At 41.3% G+C, this 18146-nt stretch carries 15 protein-coding genes; 7 read left to right on the plus strand and 8 right to left on the minus strand.

Features of this window, described 5'->3' with window-relative positions; translation table 11 throughout:
- Positions 1-3: 3 nt before the first annotated feature.
- The 3 genes from lolA to lrp all read right to left on the minus strand — a co-directional run bounded on the left by lolA (position 4) and on the right by lrp (position 3740).
- On the minus strand, positions 4-630 hold the full coding sequence (gene lolA, locus PAARA_RS11535) for an outer membrane lipoprotein periplasmic chaperone LolA (RefSeq protein ID WP_062569176.1): 627 nt from the start codon (positions 628-630) through the stop codon (positions 4-6).
- Positions 630-3116, minus strand: a complete 2487-nt coding sequence (locus PAARA_RS11540; protein WP_062569177.1) for a DNA translocase FtsK — start codon at positions 3114-3116, stop codon at positions 630-632. The genes lolA and PAARA_RS11540 overlap by 1 nt, the downstream gene beginning before the upstream one ends.
- Positions 3117-3260: 144 nt before the next feature.
- Positions 3261-3740: a leucine-responsive transcriptional regulator Lrp gene (gene lrp / locus PAARA_RS11545; protein WP_062569178.1), complete on the minus strand. Its 480-nt coding sequence runs from the start codon at positions 3738-3740 to the stop codon at positions 3261-3263.
- A 142-nt stretch (positions 3741-3882) separates the two neighbouring features.
- Here lrp and ald point away from each other — a divergent pair, with 142 nt between their 5' ends.
- Entirely contained in the window at positions 3883-5004 is a 1122-nt protein-coding gene (gene ald, locus PAARA_RS11550) for an alanine dehydrogenase (RefSeq protein WP_062569179.1), read from the plus strand.
- 65 nt (positions 5005-5069) lie between these two features.
- Here ald and pssA read toward each other — a convergent pair whose 3' ends face one another.
- Complete coding sequence (pssA, locus tag PAARA_RS11555; RefSeq protein ID WP_062569180.1) at positions 5070-6395, minus strand: CDP-diacylglycerol--serine O-phosphatidyltransferase; 1326 nt, start codon at positions 6393-6395, stop codon at positions 5070-5072.
- A 357-nt stretch (positions 6396-6752) separates the two neighbouring features.
- Between pssA and trxB the strand changes: the two genes are divergently transcribed.
- The 4 genes from trxB (at position 6753) to infA (ending at position 9529) form a co-directional block, all read left to right on the plus strand.
- Positions 6753-7703, plus strand: a complete 951-nt coding sequence (trxB, locus tag PAARA_RS11560; protein WP_062569181.1) for a thioredoxin-disulfide reductase — start codon at positions 6753-6755, stop codon at positions 7701-7703.
- A gap of 103 nt (positions 7704-7806) precedes the next feature.
- A complete protein-coding gene (aat, locus tag PAARA_RS11565) occupies positions 7807-8523 on the plus strand; it encodes a leucyl/phenylalanyl-tRNA--protein transferase (RefSeq protein WP_062569182.1) in 717 nt (238 codons plus the stop codon).
- Positions 8516-9220 (plus strand): arginyltransferase, encoded by a 705-nt coding sequence (locus tag PAARA_RS11570; protein ID WP_062569183.1) that lies wholly within the window; start codon positions 8516-8518, stop codon positions 9218-9220. Before aat ends, PAARA_RS11570 begins: the two co-directional genes overlap by 8 nt.
- A gap of 90 nt (positions 9221-9310) precedes the next feature.
- Complete coding sequence (infA, locus tag PAARA_RS11575) at positions 9311-9529, plus strand: translation initiation factor IF-1 (RefSeq protein ID WP_002962494.1); 219 nt, start codon at positions 9311-9313, stop codon at positions 9527-9529.
- Positions 9530-9690: 161 nt separating this feature from the next.
- On the opposite strand, the gene clpA is transcribed toward infA, so the two are convergent.
- Together clpA and clpS are read right to left on the minus strand one after the other, a co-directional pair.
- The gene (clpA, locus tag PAARA_RS11580; protein ID WP_062569184.1) at positions 9691-11955 is read right to left on the minus strand and encodes an ATP-dependent Clp protease ATP-binding subunit ClpA; all 2265 of its coding nucleotides are present in this window, start codon (positions 11953-11955) and stop codon (positions 9691-9693) included.
- Positions 11956-12025: 70 nt separating this feature from the next.
- A complete protein-coding gene (clpS, locus tag PAARA_RS11585) occupies positions 12026-12334 on the minus strand; it encodes an ATP-dependent Clp protease adapter ClpS (RefSeq protein ID WP_193988873.1) in 309 nt (102 codons plus the stop codon).
- A 209-nt stretch (positions 12335-12543) separates the two neighbouring features.
- Here clpS and cspD point away from each other — a divergent pair, with 209 nt between their 5' ends.
- Together cspD and PAARA_RS11595 are read left to right on the plus strand one after the other, a co-directional pair.
- On the plus strand, positions 12544-12759 hold the full coding sequence (cspD, locus tag PAARA_RS11590) for a cold shock domain-containing protein CspD (RefSeq protein WP_062569186.1): 216 nt from the start codon (positions 12544-12546) through the stop codon (positions 12757-12759).
- A gap of 433 nt (positions 12760-13192) precedes the next feature.
- Positions 13193-15415 carry an NADP-dependent isocitrate dehydrogenase gene (locus PAARA_RS11595; protein ID WP_062569187.1) on the plus strand — a complete coding sequence of 741 codons (2223 nt, stop codon included), beginning with the start codon at positions 13193-13195 and terminating at the stop codon, positions 15413-15415.
- Positions 15416-15505: 90 nt separating this feature from the next.
- Here PAARA_RS11595 and PAARA_RS11600 read toward each other — a convergent pair whose 3' ends face one another.
- Both PAARA_RS11600 and PAARA_RS11605 read right to left on the minus strand, forming a co-directional pair.
- On the minus strand, positions 15506-16732 hold the full coding sequence (locus PAARA_RS11600) for an amidohydrolase family protein (protein ID WP_062569188.1): 1227 nt from the start codon (positions 16730-16732) through the stop codon (positions 15506-15508).
- An 11-nt stretch (positions 16733-16743) separates the two neighbouring features.
- The gene (locus tag PAARA_RS11605) at positions 16744-18126 is read right to left on the minus strand and encodes an amidohydrolase (RefSeq protein ID WP_062569189.1); all 1383 of its coding nucleotides are present in this window, start codon (positions 18124-18126) and stop codon (positions 16744-16746) included.
- Between the last annotated feature and the right edge of the window lie 20 nt (positions 18127-18146).

Raw genomic sequence — 18146 nt, forward strand, 5'->3', positions numbered from 1 at the left:
GCCTTAATCACCTTGGCTTTGGTCGTCAACTTCAACGCCTTCAGGAATGGTAAATTCAAAGGTCTGAGTTGCAAGTGCTTCGTTTACTTTAGCGTCTTTAAAGGTAAATAAAGACTGCTGACCTGAGGTATCTAGTACTGTAAGTGATGCAAGGCCCTGCTCTTGAGCATTAAAGCGAATGTCTAACTTTTCAACTTGGCTCTCAACGCCTTTGTTTGGCGTGACGCTAAAGCCTACATCCGTTGCCACAACTTGGTATTTAGCCCATTGCTCTGGATCTTTTGAGGTCAACAATACAAACGGTGTTGAATCAATCAAACTGTGAGTATTCATAATAGTGACTTGTTCAGCAAAGCTGTCGAAGTAATACGTTTTATCACCATTTGATACAAACAAGGTATCGTCTGGGCTTTGTTGTTGCCAGCGGATCATCATAGGCTGCTGAAGGGCAATATTCCCCTCACCTTGCATGATAGCTTCACCTTGTGAATCGGTCACTTGCTGTGAAAACTCTGCTTTAAAACTTTTAATCGCAGCCAGTTGTTGTTGCAATGCTTCGCTGTCGTCTGCAAAACTTTGGCCGCTTAATAAACAGCCCATAATTAAGGCTAGGTATTTAAATTTTTTCATTAATTTGCTCCACCATTTGGCACTAAGACTTCGCGTGCACCGTTGTGTCCCGGTACGCTAACAATGCCTGATGTTTCCATTTGTTCAACTAAGCGTGCTGCGCGGTTATAACCTACGCGAAGTTTACGCTGTACACTCGATACCGACACTTTGCCGGTTTCAATTACAAATGATACTGCTTCATCGTAAAGCGGATCTGACTCTTCATCACCGTCTTCACTGGTTTCTCCTGGTAGTAAAATTTCCTCTGCGGCATCACCACTTAAAATTTCATCTATATAATTTGGTTTGCCACGTTTTTTCCAATCATCTACAACCGCGTGAACTTCGTGGTCGTCTACAAATGCACCATGCACACGCACTGGGACGCTAGTCCCCGGCGGTAAGTAAAGCATATCACCCATACCTAGTAAGTTTTCAGCGCCTTGCTGATCTAAAATAGTACGCGAGTCAATTTTACTTGAAACCTGGAACGCCATACGGGTTGGAATATTCGCTTTAATTAAACCTGTAATAACGTCAACCGATGGTCGCTGTGTTGCGAGTACTAAGTGAATACCTGCAGCACGGGCTTTTTGCGCGATACGTGCAATCAGCTCTTCCACTTTTTTACCCACGATCATCATCATGTCGGCAAATTCGTCAATCACCACCACAATACTTGGGAGTTTATCTAGCTCTTCAGGGCCATCGGCCATGCCATCGGTGTCTTTAAAAAGAGGATCGAGTATTGGATGACCCGCTTCTTTGGCATCACGTACCTTCTGGTTGTAACCTTTTAAGTTACGCACCCCAAGTGCCGACATCAGCTTATAACGGCGTTCCATTTCGCCTACACACCAACGCAATGCATTGGCTGCTTCTTTCATGTCGGTCACAACTTCACATAATAAATGTGGGATGCCTTCGTACACAGAAAGTTCAAGCATTTTCGGGTCGATCATGATCATACGTACATCATCAGGGCCCGATTTGTACAGTAAGCTTAATATCATTACATTAACGCCCACTGACTTACCTGAACCTGTCGTACCAGCAACAAGTAAATGTGGCATTTTGCCAAGATCAGCACAGACTGGCTCGCCAGCAATGTCTTTACCTAACACCATAGTCAGTGGTGATGGGTTTGATTCAAACTTAGGCGCGTTAATAACTTCGCTTAGACGCACTATTTCACGATGTTTGTTCGGCAGCTCTAAACCAACATAGGTTTTACCTGGAATAACCTCTACTACACGCACACTGACAGCAGACAATGAACGCGCTAAATCTTTTGCTAAGCCAGTGATTTTAGCCACTTTAATACCCGGCGCTAAATCAAGCTCAAAACGTGTAACAACAGGGCCTGGGTATACACCTACAACTGCTGCTTGAATATTGAAATCAAGGAGTTTGGTTTCAACTAAACGCGAAATACCGTCAAGCTCTTCTTGTGATAACGGATTCTTCGCTTTATCTGGGCGGTCTAATAAATCAAGTGACGGTAAAGGATTAGTCGGCGGCTCTTCATCTAATAACGCTTCAAATTTTTCTTTTGCCGTTGGTGGTGGCTGATACGCGGGCTTTGGCTTGGGCATTGGTCGCGCAGGTGATACGACTGTGGTAGTCGGTTTTTCTGGTTCAGCATCTACCACAGGACTTTGGTCAAGCGCATTCAGTGCCGAGACGGTGTCGAAGGACTCATCATCAAGTGCACTAAAACCTATTTCTTGATCCAAAATATCATCAAGCTCATCGAACCCCTCAAACTCGCTATCTGGCTTTTTAGTCTCGCTCGATGGTTTTTGCTTAGCTTCACTCTCTTTATTAAAACTGATTGACGGCTCGTTATCTGGCTCAACAAAGTTAGCATCTGACTCAGTCTCTGTTACAGGCTTGATAGCTTCTTTCTCGCGATGTAACCACGCAGATAATTGTTCACGCAAGAAATAGAAAGCTTGCATGACCCACTTACCCACAAAATCAACAAATTGAACCCATGACACACCGGTTAAAAGTGTTAAACCAGCAAAGAAGAAGCAGAGTAAAAGAATCGAAGTACCAGTAAAATTAAACGTTGGCATCATCGCTGAGGCAATGATATCCCCCACTACCCCGCCAGATGAGAAGTTATAAATATCATCAAAATTTATACTACTGATTGCTGTCGCTGACGTTATAAATAAAGCGAACCCGATAACTCTTAACGACAATGTGGTGTAGTCAAGCTGGAAAATACGATGTGGTTGTTTAAACAGTAAATAGCCGAACAATTGGATAGCGGCAGGCACTAGATAAGCTAACCAGCCAAATGTAAGCAGCAATATATCTGCTACCCAAGCACCTGCAGTACCTGTTATATTTTTTACATTGACGAACTCACCAGTTTGCGACCATGATGGGTCGGCCGGATCAAAACTAATTAATGCACATAAAATAAATACTGCCGCAAAGGTACTAATAATTAGCCCTGTTTCTAGCAGTCTTTGAACACCATTTAGGCGCATAGCTCCCTATTCCTTATTATTCTTTACAACTGATCGGTTAGCAGTGAAATACCTTAGCAGGAAATGCCGTTTTATGCACTTTATCTTAACCTTGATGGACTGATAATGAACAAGTTTTTATTACTCTACCTGCATTTTAACAGCTTAAGCAATATATGGGCGAATAATCACGCCTTGCTCACCTTTCACTTCTTCCATAACTACATAGGTACGACTTTCACTGACATTAGGGAGCTTTAACAAGATATCCCCTAAAACATTGCGATACTCTGACATATCGTTAACACGTGTTTTTAATAAAAAGTCAAAGTTACCTGACACTAAGTGGCATTCAATGATTTCATCGTGTTTTTTTACAGCAGCATTAAATTCTTCAAATACATCGGGTGAGGTTTTAGTAATAGTCACTTCAACATAAACAGACAAACCTTGCCCAAGCTTAGCAGGGTCAACAACAGCTTTATAACCTACTATATAACCTTCCCTTTCGAGCTTCTTTACACGCTCTAAACAAGGAGTGGCACTTAGCCCTACACGCCTTGCTAACTCTACGTTAGAGATCCGACCATCAAGCTGCAATTCCATCAAAATTTTACGGTCAATTCTGTCGAGTAATTGATGCATAGCGCCAACCAGAGTTTTAAACTATTAAAAAATATATTTTAGATTATATCACTAGATAACACACAAAAAAAGGTGAGACACACTGCCTTGTCATGAATATAATAGTCGAAAATTTCATCCCGTTCTATTAAGGCGAAAAATTATGATTATTGGTGTACCTAAAGAAATTAAAAACCATGAATACCGTGTAGGTATGGTTCCTGCGAGTGTTCGTGAATTAGTAAACCATGGCCACCAAGTGTTTGTTGAAACTGATGCAGGTATGGGCATTGGCTTCACTAATGAAGACTATGTTATTGCAGGTGCTGAAATTCTTCCTACAGCAGCAGACGTTTTTGCTAAAGCTGAGATGATCGTTAAAGTAAAAGAGCCACAAGCTGTTGAGCGTGCAATGTTACGTGAAGACCAAATTCTATTTACTTATCTTCACCTAGCACCAGATCTTCCACAAACTGAAGACCTAGTTAAAAGTGGTGCAGTGTGTATCGCTTACGAAACAGTAACTGATGCACGTGGTGGTTTACCTCTTCTTGCTCCTATGAGTGAAGTTGCGGGTCGTATGTCTATTCAAGCGGGTGCACAGGCATTAGAGAAATCTAACCACGGTCGTGGTATGTTACTTGGTGGTGTACCAGGTGTTGAGCCAGCTAAAGTTGTTGTTATCGGCGGTGGTATGGTTGGTCGTAGTGCAGCGCAGATGGCTGTTGGCCTAGGTGCTAACGTGGTCGTTCTTGATCGTAATATCGATGTACTCCGTGCCCTAGACGCGCAATTTGGTAATAAAGTACAAGCGATCTACTCTACTGCTGACGCATTGGAAAAACACGTACTAGAAGCTGACCTTGTAATCGGTGGCGTATTGATCCCAGGTGCAGCTGCGCCTAAACTTGTAACTGCTGAGCACATTAAAGCAATGAAACCTGGTTCTGCAATCGTTGACGTTGCAATCGACCAAGGTGGTTGTATTGCAACATCTAAAGCAACAACTCACGCAGATCCTACATACATCGTTGATGACGTTGTTCACTACTGTGTTGCTAACATGCCAGGTGCTGTTCCACGTACTTCTACGTTCGCACTTAATAACGCGACATTACCATTTATCATCAACCTTGCTAACAAAGGCTACAAGAAAGCGCTTCTTGACGATGCACACTTCTTAAAAGGCTTAAACGTGATCAAAGGCCAAGTTACTTATAAAGAAGTAGCTGAAGCATTCAACATGGAATATGTTGACCCACGTACAGCGGTTGAAAATGCTTAATTAGCATTTTGACACAAAAAAAGCAGCGAATTCGCTGCTTTTTTTATACCTTTTTATTATTGAGATTAAATAAACCGCTTGATTATAAAGTCGACCTTTACACGCTTAGCTTGCCCAAGTAACTTTTTAACTGGCGAAGGATAATCGTCCATTGTTTCTAAATCCTGCGGCCCTGTCAGTCGACGACAGTGGGTTAAAATGGCTTTTTTCTCTTGCTCAATCTGTGGCAATATGCGTTGCTCAGGATCATCAATTAAAATACCATTCTCGATATCTAATCCCCACGCACGAGGGTTTAGATTATGACCACTCAATAAATGAGTACGATTATCTCTGCAAATTCCCTTCAAATGAAAAGAGTTGCTTTCATGCTTCCACAGATAGACATTTAAGTTGCCATTGACAATATGACGCTTTTGAGATTTTAAAAACTTATATAAAATCGTTTCATATAAATACGGTAATGCCCCAATTTTACTAAACGGCTCGCTGGGTGGAAGGTAAAAATCATTCGCCGTTTTATCGCCTACCACAATAGTCACTTGTTTACCTTGTTTTAATAATCGACGTAACGAACGCAGTAACGGCGCAGGAAAATTAAAATAGGGTGTGTACAGAACTAACTCTTGCTCTGTGGTATCAAACAAAGACTTTATTAAACGGTTTAGCTTATTACTACGGCGACCGAGGCCCAAAAATAGCCGAACCCCCAGTTGTGCAGAACTTGCTTCACTGGCACTGTTATAGCTGGCAGATTTAAGCTCTCGCATGAGCTGCTTTTGCGCTACTTTTATATCATTAAATTTTGTTAAGGGACGGCGATCGAGACGCGGGACAGCTTCAGAGCTCAGTAGGTACGTATGTATAAAATCAATAACCGAATTACATAAGCCAGCTTGATTAACAAGAAAATAACGGTCAAGGCGATATTTATCATCTTGTTGTAAGTAGACGTTGTTTAGGCTTGCTCCGCTGTAAAGCAAAGTGTCATCAATAACAAAACCTTTTAAATGTAGTACGCCAAATAGCTCTTTCGCCTTAACCGGCACACCATAAACTTGCACATTAGATTGAAACTCTTCAAGAAAGTCGCAATACATGCTGGCGTTACCCTCTGATTTTGCAGCGCCTATTAAACCTCGTTGCGCGCGATGAAAATCTACCAACACCTTTATATCTAATGCGGGATTAGCCAAAGATGCTTCATGTAAAGCGCTGAGTATTTCACGTCCTGCTTCATCATCTTGCAAGTACAACGCAGTAATATAAATTCTTTTTGTCGCTGTGCGAATTAGTCGTAATAACTCACTGCGATATTCTTTTGCATTGGTTAAGACTTTTATATCTTCTGTAGTCAGCCCAAATGCGGGCTTTTCCTGCCAAAATACCATAGTTGCCTGTTCGGTTGTTTAGCTCTTGTGTGTAAGCTAATATCAAAATTAGCTAAAACATACCAAAAAAAAATTGCTTGGTCATGAATAAACGTACTTTGTTGGTGCAATACATTGCTTTGTGATTATTTAATAACCAAAACCAAGCTTTAAACTCTACTAATAGAGTATTTACTTAATAAGTAGGTACTGCTGTTTTGACTCGTATATTTACTTATACATACTTTTTAAGTAAGGATTATTTGACAGCTTTGCGATTTCTGCAAAAAAATAATCGGCCCTTTTGTTTACATCCGCCTTGTTTTTCTTAGAATCGGGCGCATTAACAATCGTATTAAAACGTATTTAGGAAAAACCATGACGAACGCAAAACATTGTAAACTTCTCATTCTAGGCTCTGGCCCTGCTGGTTACACCGCAGCTGTTTACGCTGCCCGTGCCAACCTTAATCCGGTTCTTATTACCGGCATTCAACAAGGTGGACAATTAACAACCACTACAGAAGTTGAAAACTGGCCGGGTGATGCTCATGGTCTAACGGGTCCTGCGTTAATGGATCGAATGAAAGAACATGCTGAGCGCTTTGAAACAGAAATTGTTTTTGATCATATTAACAAAGTAGATGTATCTAAACGCCCTTTCACATTAACTGGTGACTCTGGTACGTATACGTGCGACGCTCTTATTATTGCAACAGGTGCTTCGGCAAAATACTTAGGCTTAGAATCTGAAACGAACTTTCAAGGCCGTGGTGTTTCAGCGTGTGCAACCTGTGATGGTTTCTTTTATCGCGGTCAAAAGGTAGCGGTTGTTGGTGGTGGTAATACGGCTGTTGAAGAGGCGTTATACTTATCTAATATCGCAGAAGAAGTTCATGTAATTCATCGTCGTGACAGCTTCCGTAGTGAAAAAATCTTATCCGATCGCTTAAAAGAGAAAGCGCAGAACGGTAATGTAGTTTTACATTATAACCGTACTTTAGACGAAGTATTAGGCGATGAAATGGGTGTGACAGGTATCCGCATCAAAGCTACAGATTCGCAAGAAACAGAGAACCTTGACCTTGCTGGTGTGTTTATCGCAATCGGTCACAAACCAAATACCGACATGTTTGAAGGTCAGCTTGAAATGAAAGACGGCTATTTAGTTGTTGAATCTGGCTTAAACGGTAACGCAACACAAACAAGCGTACCAGGGGTGTTTGCTGCAGGCGATGTGTCTGATCACATTTACCGTCAAGCTATCACTTCGGCAGGTACAGGTTGTATGGCAGCACTTGATGCAGAGCGTTTCTTAGATAACCTATAATTTTTTTAATCTAACACAATAAATTTAGGGGCTGTTATCAACAGCCCCTTTTTTATAACTAAGATTTTGTTAAAATTAAGCTAAATAACAACGATAACGCAATATGATCAAGCAACTATACCAACTCTCAGCCGAGAGTGTTGATTTTCCAAACCCTGAATTTGCGCTTGACGAGCCAGATGGCTTATTAGCTATTGGTGGCGATTTATCCGTTGAACGCATCAAAAATGCTTACAAAAATGGCGTTTTTCCATGGTTTAGTGATTATGAGCCGATTATGTGGTGGTCGCCTAGCATGCGTGGTGTTATCGAGTTGGACGAATTTCACGTGAGCCGAAGTTTGAAAAAACATTTGAAGCGAACTCCTGTTCGCGTCACGGTCAACCAGGCGTTTGCACATGTTATTAATGCCTGTCGAGAGCAGCGCTTAGATGCTGAAGGTACGTGGATCACTGAACAAATGATGCATGCCTACATCGAAGCGCATCATCAAGGTATCGCACATAGCCTTGAAATTTGGCAAGATAACCATTTGGTCGCTGGCCTTTATGGCATTATGCAAAACGGTATATTTTGTGGCGAATCAATGTTTCATCATACATCCAATGGTTCGAAGTTAGCTATGTGGGCGCTTGTGAATTGGTTAAAAAAACATAATGCACACTTTATTGATTGCCAACTTGAAAACCCTTATTTGATAACGCTAGGTGCAAAAGTTATCCCGCGGACTGAATTTTTAACTAGACTTAAACTAGCCCAACAATACGTACCAACATCGCACATGTGGCAACCGCAAGAGTTGATAAATATTTATGACTGAGCATTTACCCACTAGGCTAGGTTTGAGCCAGCAATTTGATTGCAGTTATTTACCAAACCGCCAAGAACAACTGTTAGTTATTCTTGATCCAAGCTATTACTGCGCTGAGAAGTTTGAGCAACTACTCGCGCTAGGATTTAGGCGCAGTGGCGATCAAATTTATCGACCGCACTGCCCAGTATGTAATGCATGTAATTCTATTCGGGTGCTAGCACAATCGTTTCAACCCTCAAAATCACAAAAGCGTAAACTAAACAGAGCGAAAAAAGTCTTTACTGTGAGTTATAGTGAGTATGAACGAGCAGACTATTACCCTCTTTACTGCAAGTACATAACGCAGCGCCATCAAGATGGCTCAATGTACCCACCAGAACAAAATCAGTACGAAAGTTTTTTATTCTGTCAGTGGTTACCTATCACATTTATTGAGCTACGTGATGGCGACAAACTTGTCGCGGTAGCTGTTACTGATAATATGGATAATGCCGTCTCTGCTATTTATACGTTTTTTGACCCTGACTACGAATCGTACAGCCTCGGCAGTGTAATGATCATGCACCAAATAGAATTTGCAAAGCAACAACAAAAACAATTTGTCTACTTAGGTTATCAAATAGACGAATGTAATAAAATGAAATATAAAACCCAATTTTTGCCAGCACAAAAGCACATTGGCGATCAGTGGTTGGCGATTTAATTTACAAAATTAAGCCCTGTAGCTTTACTTATTGCTGTATTTTCGGCAAAATCTGCAGCGTTTAACTATTAAAGAGGTGTTACGCTAAACATGGCGAAAGAAGACGTAATCGAAATGCAAGGGACAGTCCTTGATACTTTACCAAATACAATGTTCCGAGTTGAGCTAGAAAATGGTCACGTTGTTGTGGCTCATATCTCTGGTAAAATGCGCAAAAACTATATCCGCATCTTAACTGGCGACAAAGTAACCGTAGAAATGACTCCTTACGATTTATCGAAAGGTCGCATCGTATTCCGTGCTCGCTAGTGCGTTAACGAGAGATTTAGCTTTTTGCTGCTTTGAATGAGCAGATGTGTTTATTACAAAGAGCTAAAAGCGTTTGTTAAATGGTGTTAAAACTAGTCTTAGTTTTAATTCCATTTAATAAACAAAAAGCCCAGCATTTGCTGGGCTTTTTGTTGCCTGTTTTAGGCTGTTTCTAAGCTTGTTTCATATTCAAAGTGAATTTTCTTATCCTTAACAGAGACTTTGACAGAGCCCCCATCTGATAACTCCCCAAATAATATTTCATTAGCAAGTGGCTTTTTAAGCTCCTCTTGGATAACGCGAGCCATCGGACGCGCACCCATAGCTTTGTCGTAGCCTTTATCAGCTAACAGCTCTCGTGCCTTAGAAGTCAGCTCCAAATTAACTGATTTCTTATCAAGTTGTGCTTGTAATTCAACAATAAACTTATCAACCACTTGAAGGATCACCTCTTTATCAAGATGGTTGAACCAAATAATATTATCTAAACGGTTTCTAAATTCTGGTGAGAATACCTTGTTAATTTCACTCATTGCATCGTGTGAGTGATCTTGCTCAGTAAAGCCTATTGATTTACGCACTGTCTCTTGCACACCTGCATTTGTGGTCATCACCAATACAACATTTCTAAAATCAGCTTTGCGGCCGTTATTATCAGTTAATGTACCGTGGTCCATAACTTGTAATAAGATGTTGTAAATATCAGGGTGTGCTTTTTCGATTTCATCAAGCAGCACCACTGCATGGGGGTTTTTGATAACCGCTTCAGTCAATAGACCACCCTGCTCAAAACCGACATAACCTGGAGGCGCACCAATTAAACGGCTAACTGCATGACGCTCAACATACTCAGACATATCAAAGCGAATAAACTCAACGCCCATACACTTAGCTAGTTGTTTAGTCACCTCTGTTTTACCAACCCCCGTAGGACCAGCAAATAAGAACGAGCCCACCGGCTTATCTTCATTCGCAAGACCTGAACGAGATAAACGGATAGCAGAGGTGAGCGCGTCAATTGACTGGTCTTGTCCAAACACTAACATTTTTAAGTTACGGTCAAGGTTTTTCAACGTCTCTTTATCACTTGAAGACACGCTTTGCTGTGGAATACGTGCCATTTTCGATACGATCAGTTCAATATCGGATACGCCAATCGTTTTCTTACGTTTTGATATAGGCTGTAAGCGCTGATTGGCTCCTGCCTCATCAATAACATCAATCGCTTTATCTGGTAAGTGACGTTCATTAATATATTTAGCACTTAGCTCTGCAGCTGCTTTGAGCGCTTTTTGTGTATAACGAATGCCATGATGTTCTTCATAACGCTCTTTCAAACCATTAAGAATCTTAGTGGTGTCTGAAACACTTGGCTCAAGAACATCAATTTTTTGAAAACGACGTACTAGTGCACGATCTTTTTCAAAGATATTTTTAAACTCGTTATAAGTGGTAGAGCCCATGCATCGCAGTTTACCACTTGAAAGTAGCGGTTTAATTAGGTTAGAAGCATCCATTACGCCACCTGATGCCGCTCCAGCACCGATGATGGTGTGAATCTCATCGATAAATAGAATAGACCCAGGTTTTGCTTGCAGCTCTTTGAGCAGTGATTTAAAGCGTTTCTCAAAATCACCGCGGTATTTTGTACCGGCCAGTAATGCACCCATATCAAGTGAATAAACAACCGCATCAGCAATTACTTCAGGCACTTCTTTGTTGACAATACGATAAGCAAGACCTTCAGCAATGGCCGTTTTACCTACCCCAGCTTCACCAACAAGCAGCGGATTATTTTTCTTACGACGACATAAAACTTGAACAGTACGCTCAACTTCACTGTCTCGCCCAACCAGTGGATCAATATTGCCATCAACCGCTTGTTGGTTGAGGTTTGTTGTGAAGTTCTCGAGCTTAGTCGGCTCTTCACCTTGAACTTCTTGTACCTCTTCATGGATATCATCATGGTCTTCACCGCCAATTTCATCATCAGCTTTGGAAATACCATGAGAGATAAAGTTGACTATATCAAGACGATTTACATCCGCTTTTTTCAGTAAATAGACGGCTTGGCTTTCTTGCTCAGAAAAGATAGCCACCAGCACGTTGACGCCAGTAACTTCATTTTTACCTGATGATTGTACATGGAATACAGCACGTTGCAGAACGCGCTGAAAACCTAACGTTGGTTGTGTTTCACGGTCTTCTTCTAAATCAGGAATAACAGGCGTCGTTTCATCGATAAATTCAGATAACTCGACTTTTAAAGTGCCCATATCTACGCCACACGCATTGAGCGCTTCTCCAGCAGAAGGGTTATCGAGCAGTGCAAGTAAAAGGTGCTCGACGGTCATAAATTCATGGCGACGTGTTCTCGCTTCGCGAAACGCCGCATTTAAGGTTAGTTCTAAGTCTTTGTTTAGCATTGGCAACCCCTTACTGAGATAATATTTATATACCGTTGTGATGGGCTAAATGTTCACCCTACCTTGGTATTTATTCCTGCTCACAACTACATAGCAGTGGATGCTCGTTATCGCGTGCGTAACGATTAACCTGCTCAGCTTTGGTATGTGCAACATCGGCGCTATAAACACCGCAAATTGCTTTACCGTTATGATGAACCTGAAGCATCACATCTGTTGCTCTTTCGCTATCCATATTAAAAAACGTCATTAGTACTTCTATCACAAAGTCCATAGGCGTGTAATCATCATTATTCAAAATGACTTTATATTTTCGCGGTGGTTGCAGTTTTTGCTTCTCACTATCGCGAACCGTTTCAATAACACCAGAATCTTTCATGCCACTCATAATTAAATATAGTCTTGTCTTTAGAACTCAAGCAAACTTGAATAAAAAAATAAATAAATTGTTAAAAAATAGTTCAAAACACTTGACTGATTGACTAAATAAACTACAGTCAAAGATAGATTGATTAAACCTTAGTCAGTCTAGCAAATTACACGGTTTAGAATAACTAAATTAGTCAACTTATAGAAGGATGTAGAAGTATGGCTTGTGGAAAAGTCAAATGGTTCAACAATGCCAAAGGTTTTGGCTTCATCGTAGAAGACGGCAGCGAGACTGATATATTCGCTCATTACTCAACGATTGTAATGGACGGTTATAAAACACTTAAAGCTGGTCAAGATGTAACATTCGAATTGCAACAAGGTCCAAAAGGGTTACACGCAACGAATATTGCCCCTAACGATGAGCTATCTTAGGTAAAACCTGTTCGAGTACCAAGCGAGCGACCTTGTTAAGATCCTCGCTTACTTCCCTCCCCTAATGTTTCTGATATGACCTTGAAAATCTATTTTTCAACCCCACTTCTACTTTCATTAATAGCTATTTGACGACAAAATTGTTGAATTGTTATTAGCCCTTTAGAGTCAAGCTTGTTACACTCTTGTTGCTTAAATTTAGCGATTTAGTCAATTTTGACTAAGGCTAATGGCTAATTTTATTTGTCAGCTATTAAGCTAAAAAATCTTACAGTCTGTCAGTTGTGACTATTTTGATAGCCAATATTAAGTAGTAACACCTAACAGACTGATTGCTATTTCATAGCAGTAAATTTGCATTGTTGAATATGGCTAATTAAGGGGGGCTGTCCACAGCTTAACCAACCATTACGCCAACTATCTAGGAATGATGATGACATCAAAAATTATCTATACTAAAACAGATGAAGCGCCAGCATTGGCAACATATTCATTGTTACCCATTATCCAAGCTTACACTAACGCAGCTGGTGTTGAAGTTGAGACGCGTGATATTTCATTAGCGGGCCGTGTAATTGCTAGCTTCCCAGAATACCTAACGGAAGAGCAACGCATTAATGATGCCCTAGCTGAATTAGGTGAAATGGCTAAAACACCTGAAGCAAACATTATCAAGCTGCCAAATATCAGCGCGTCAATTCCACAACTACGTGCCGTAATCAAAGAGCTACAAGAAAAAGGCTATGCCCTGCCTGACTATCCTTCTGAGCCAAAAACAGACGAAGAGAAAAAAGTTAAAGCAACTTACGACAAAATTAAAGGCAGTGCTGTAAACCCTGTACTTCGTGAAGGTAACTCTGATCGCCGCGCACCAAGCTCAGTGAAAGAGTATGCTCGCAATAATCCACACTCAATGGGTGCATGGAGCAAAGACTCTCAATCTTACGTTGCAAGCATGGAAGACGGTGACTTCTTTGGTTCTGAGCAATCAGTAACGGTAGCAGAAGCAACTGATGTACGTATTGAGCATGTTGCTGAAAATGGTGATATCACCGTTCTTAAAGCAAGCACACCATTACTCGCGGGTGAAGTAATTGACGCTTCTCGCATGAGTGCTGCTAAGCTTCAAGCTTTCCTTGCAAAAGAAATTCAAGCAGCAAAAGACAAAGGCGTGTTGTTCTCATTACACATGAAAGCAACGATGATGAAAGTGTCTGATCCAATCATCTTCGGTCACGCTGTTAAAGTATTCTTTAAAGACGTATTTACAAAACACGCTGATCTTTTCAAAGAGCTAGATGTTGACGTAAACAACGGTTTTGGCGATGTTTTCTCTAAAATTGAAAGTTTAGATGCTGCTAAAAAAGCAGAAATCGAAGCTGATATCCAAGCAGTTTATGACAACAACCCAGCTATTGCGATGGTTGACTCTGACCGTGGTATCACTAACCTTCATGTTCCAAGTGATGTGATCATCGATGCGTCAATGCCTGCTGCAATTCGTTCAAGCGGTCAAATGTGGAACAGCGAAGGCAAATTACAAGACACGAGCTTTGTCATTCCAGATCGTTGTTACTCAGGTGTTTACCAAGCAACTATCGACTTCTGTAAAGAACACGGTGCATTCGATCCAACAACAATGGGTAGCGTGCCTAATGTTGGCTTAATGGCTCAAAAAGCAGAAGAGTACGGTTCACATGATAAAACGTTTGAAGTAGCTGACGCCGGTACTATTCGTGTTGTTGACACAAATGGCAACACGTTACTTGAACACGCTGTTGAGCAAGGCGATATCTGGCGTATGTGTCAGGTGAAAGATGCACCAATTCAAGATTGGGTTAAGCTTGCAGTTAACCGTGCTCGTGCAACAGGCACGCCAGCAGTTTTCTGGTTAGACGAAAACCGCGCACACGATGCACAGTTAATCAAAAAAGTGAATGCATATTTACCAAACCATGATACTGATGGTCTAGACATTCGTATTCTTGCGCCACTAGAAGCAACTCAATTCTCATTAGAGCGCATCAAAGAAGGTAAAGACACAATTTCTGTTACGGGTAACGTTTTACGTGATTACCTAACTGACTTGTTCCCAATTCTTGAGCTTGGTACCAGTGCGAAAATGCTGTCTATCGTACCTCTTATGAATGGTGGTGGTTTATTCGAAACGGGTGCAGGTGGTTCAGCGCCTAAGCACGTTCAACAATTCGAAAAAGAAAACCACTTACGTTGGGATTCATTAGGTGAATTCTTAGCACTTGCTGCTTCTTTAGAGCACCTAGCGGTTAATACTGGTAACAAGAAAGCACAAGTTCTTGCTGATACGCTAGACAAAGCAACAGGTACTTTCCTTGCTGAAAACAAATCACCTTCGCGTAAAGTGAAAGAGATTGATAACCGTGGTTCACACTTCTTCCTATCATTATTCTGGGCACAAGAACTTGCTGCACAAGATGATGACGCAGAATTAAAATCACAGTTCACACAAATCGCTGCTGATCTTGAGTCTCAAAAAGACCAAATCGTTAAAGAATTAAACGATGCGCAAGGCCCTGCGATGAATGTGGGTGGTTATTATCAGCCAAATGACGATGCGGCATTCAAAGCAATGCGTCCAAGCACGACATTTAATGATATTTTAGCTAAGTTAGTTTAGTTTTAATCTGTTATAAGGCGCTTGATAAGCGCCTTTAACTGATATGAAAAAGGCCGCATTGCGGCCTTTTTAGTTTGTTAGCTAATGCGCTTATTTTGTATAAGCTCGAGGCATAGCTGAATCTGTTGTGTAACGCTCACGTAGTTTATCTTGACGCGCTTCGGTAGAAACCTCTTCACCATTGATCCACATTTTGCTCACGTGTGAGTTAAGCTCAAAAGGATCGGCAGACCACATAACGAGGTTGGCACGTTTACCTGTTGCAATAACACCGGAATTCAGCCCAAATACATCGGCAATATTACTCGTTACTGCACTCAAAGCACCCTGTTGAGTCATACCGTAAGATACAGCGTTACCTGCATCAAAACGTAATTGGTATACATTGTGGCTTGAGTCACCGGCAACACCAATAATCACTTTGACACCGGCTTTTTCAAGCTTACCTGCATTAGCAAGGTTTGCATGTAATGAGTCAAAGCTCCCTGGTAAGTTAGCCATTGAACTGATGATCACGGGCACATTAGCTTTTGCTAGCGTATCCGCAACCACAACAGCATCATCACCGCCATGAATCACTAAATTAATACCATAGGTTTCTTTTAGCTTAACAAGTGAATAAATATCTGACGCGCGTTGAACACTGGCAATCAGCGGCATGTCACCAGCAAGCACTGCTGCTAGCACTTTTTGCTCTGTTGAAGGCTCTTTTTTGTCATCTTTTTTAGCTGACTTTTCACCTTCAAGCTTATCGATAAGTGTTTTCATTGACATTGCACGAGAGCCCTTGCTCTTTTCACCTAGGTGAACAACAAGTGCAACTTGCTTTTTATTAACACTTTCAAAACTACCCGATAAATCAACCACAGATGCAAGGCCAGCAAAGATACTTTCACCGCCATTAGGGACAATTACATCTTGAGTTATGCCACCTTTGCGGGCATAAGGAATTAAGCTGCTACGTGGGTTAAACGCAAGACTTGGGTCAAAATCGATAGTTGCTTTATCATCGCTTCCGTCACGTGAGCCTGCAACAGCACCCACCTCAACTAAGCCAAGTTGGTTCATTGTGCCGATAAACCCAGCAGTTACGATTTGGCCTTTTGCGTCAATAGTTGTATCTGCGTTGATAGATATCGGGTTAATTGCAACAATTTTGTCACCTTCAATAACAACGCTTGCGCCTTCTAGCACACCTTGCTCTGTTGAAGTGTGTAATGTTGCATTTACAATTGCCACAGATGCAGCACTTGCTGTCGCAGAAAATAAGCCAGCAGCAACAAGTGACAGCTTTAATGATTTAGTTAATTTTGTCATCAATGTTACTCCTATTTTTGACCTAGCATGAAATCACTTTGTGCTTGGTATTTATCATCGTTACGATCATAAACTTTGGCACCATCGATAAATACTTGCTCAGCTTTTGCATACACACTAAATGGGTTTTGATTCCAGATAACAACATCAGCTTGTTTACCAGATTCAAGTGATCCTGTTTTATCATCGATACCCAGCGATTTAGCCGCATTTGAGGTGATCCACTTAATTGCATGTTGTTCAGAGATGTCATAACCAACATCGTTTGCGCGATACATAACTTTACCAGCTTCTTGGTTTAGACGTTGAATGGTTGTATCCGAGTCTGAATGAACAACAGCACATGAGTTTTTAACTGCATCGACAATTGCCACGTTCTCCTGAACCATGTCATAGGCTTCCATCTTAAAACCCCACCAATCTGGCCAAAGTGCTGCACAGTTACCGTTTTCAGCGAGTAAATCAGCTATTTTGTATGCTTCGACACCGTGATGGAAAGTACCTGAGTGATAGCCAAATTCTTTGCCAAGGTCAATCATCATGGCCATTTCTTCTGCTTTATAGCAATGGTTATGAATGAGTATGTCGCCCTCAAGTACACCAGCTAGGGTATCTAGCTTAATGTCACGATGTGGTACTTCTGGGTTCTTACCCGCGTCATAATCACTGTCGTATTTATCCCATTGACGTTTATATTCAGCGGCTTCAATCCATGCTGTACGATACCCTGCCATATTCCCCATACGCGTAGATGGCAAAACACCTTTGCTACCATAAACACGTTTCGGGTTTTCGCCACACGCCATTTTTAAACCATAGGGTGCATCAGGAAATTTCATACCTTGCATTGTATGCGAAGGAACATTTTTAAGGGTTACACCACGACCACCAATCAAGTTTGCTGAGCCTGGTAGAATTTGTAATGACGTAATACCGCCCTCACGAGCACGATTAAAACCAGGATCTTGTGGCCAAACAGAGTGCTCAACCCACACCTCTGCAGTCACAGGGCTGGTCATTTCATTACCATCTTGGTGAGATGCCACTGATGGGGTTGGGTATGCACCTAAATGTGAGTGAACATCTATAATCCCAGGTGTTACCCATTTACCTTGTGCATCAATTGTTGTATCAGCTTGAACACTTAACCCCTTACCAACTTGTTGTACTTTACCGTCAACAAAATAGACATCAGCCTCGTCTAAACGCTCACCGGTTCCTGTTAATACAGTCGCATTGGTGATAAGGGTACTCGTTGAAGCAAGTGGCTTATAAGTGCTTGGATATGGATTTTTATTAATTGAGACTCTTGGGTCTTGTGGGCCATTATCTTGACAGCCGGCTAACACGACACCAAGCGCAATGACCAACACTGATGGAGCAAATTTTTGCATTATGTTGTTTCTCCTTTTTA

Origin of the sequence: Pseudoalteromonas arabiensis, from assembly GCF_001550155.1 — a bacterium.
Taxonomy (GTDB): domain Bacteria; phylum Pseudomonadota; class Gammaproteobacteria; order Enterobacterales; family Alteromonadaceae; genus Pseudoalteromonas; species Pseudoalteromonas arabiensis.

Coding starts and splice junctions, on each gene's coding strand:
- lolA (WP_062569176.1), bottom strand. CDS start 630: ATGAAAAAATTTAAATACCTAGCCTTAATTATGGGCTGTTTATTAAGC.
- PAARA_RS11540 (WP_062569177.1), bottom strand. CDS start 3,116: ATGCGCCTAAATGGTGTTCAAAGACTGCTAGAAACAGGGCTAATTATT.
- lrp (WP_062569178.1), bottom strand. CDS start 3,740: ATGCATCAATTACTCGACAGAATTGACCGTAAAATTTTGATGGAATTG.
- ald (WP_062569179.1), top strand. CDS start 3,883: ATGATTATTGGTGTACCTAAAGAAATTAAAAACCATGAATACCGTGTA.
- pssA (WP_062569180.1), bottom strand. CDS start 6,395: ATGGTATTTTGGCAGGAAAAGCCCGCATTTGGGCTGACTACAGAAGAT.
- trxB (WP_062569181.1), top strand. CDS start 6,753: ATGACGAACGCAAAACATTGTAAACTTCTCATTCTAGGCTCTGGCCCT.
- aat (WP_062569182.1), top strand. CDS start 7,807: ATGATCAAGCAACTATACCAACTCTCAGCCGAGAGTGTTGATTTTCCA.
- PAARA_RS11570 (WP_062569183.1), top strand. CDS start 8,516: ATGACTGAGCATTTACCCACTAGGCTAGGTTTGAGCCAGCAATTTGAT.
- infA (WP_002962494.1), top strand. CDS start 9,311: ATGGCGAAAGAAGACGTAATCGAAATGCAAGGGACAGTCCTTGATACT.
- clpA (WP_062569184.1), bottom strand. CDS start 11,955: ATGCTAAACAAAGACTTAGAACTAACCTTAAATGCGGCGTTTCGCGAA.
- clpS (WP_193988873.1), bottom strand. CDS start 12,334: ATGAAAGATTCTGGTGTTATTGAAACGGTTCGCGATAGTGAGAAGCAA.
- cspD (WP_062569186.1), top strand. CDS start 12,544: ATGGCTTGTGGAAAAGTCAAATGGTTCAACAATGCCAAAGGTTTTGGC.
- PAARA_RS11595 (WP_062569187.1), top strand. CDS start 13,193: ATGACATCAAAAATTATCTATACTAAAACAGATGAAGCGCCAGCATTG.
- PAARA_RS11600 (WP_062569188.1), bottom strand. CDS start 16,732: ATGACAAAATTAACTAAATCATTAAAGCTGTCACTTGTTGCTGCTGGC.
- PAARA_RS11605 (WP_062569189.1), bottom strand. CDS start 18,126: ATGCAAAAATTTGCTCCATCAGTGTTGGTCATTGCGCTTGGTGTCGTG.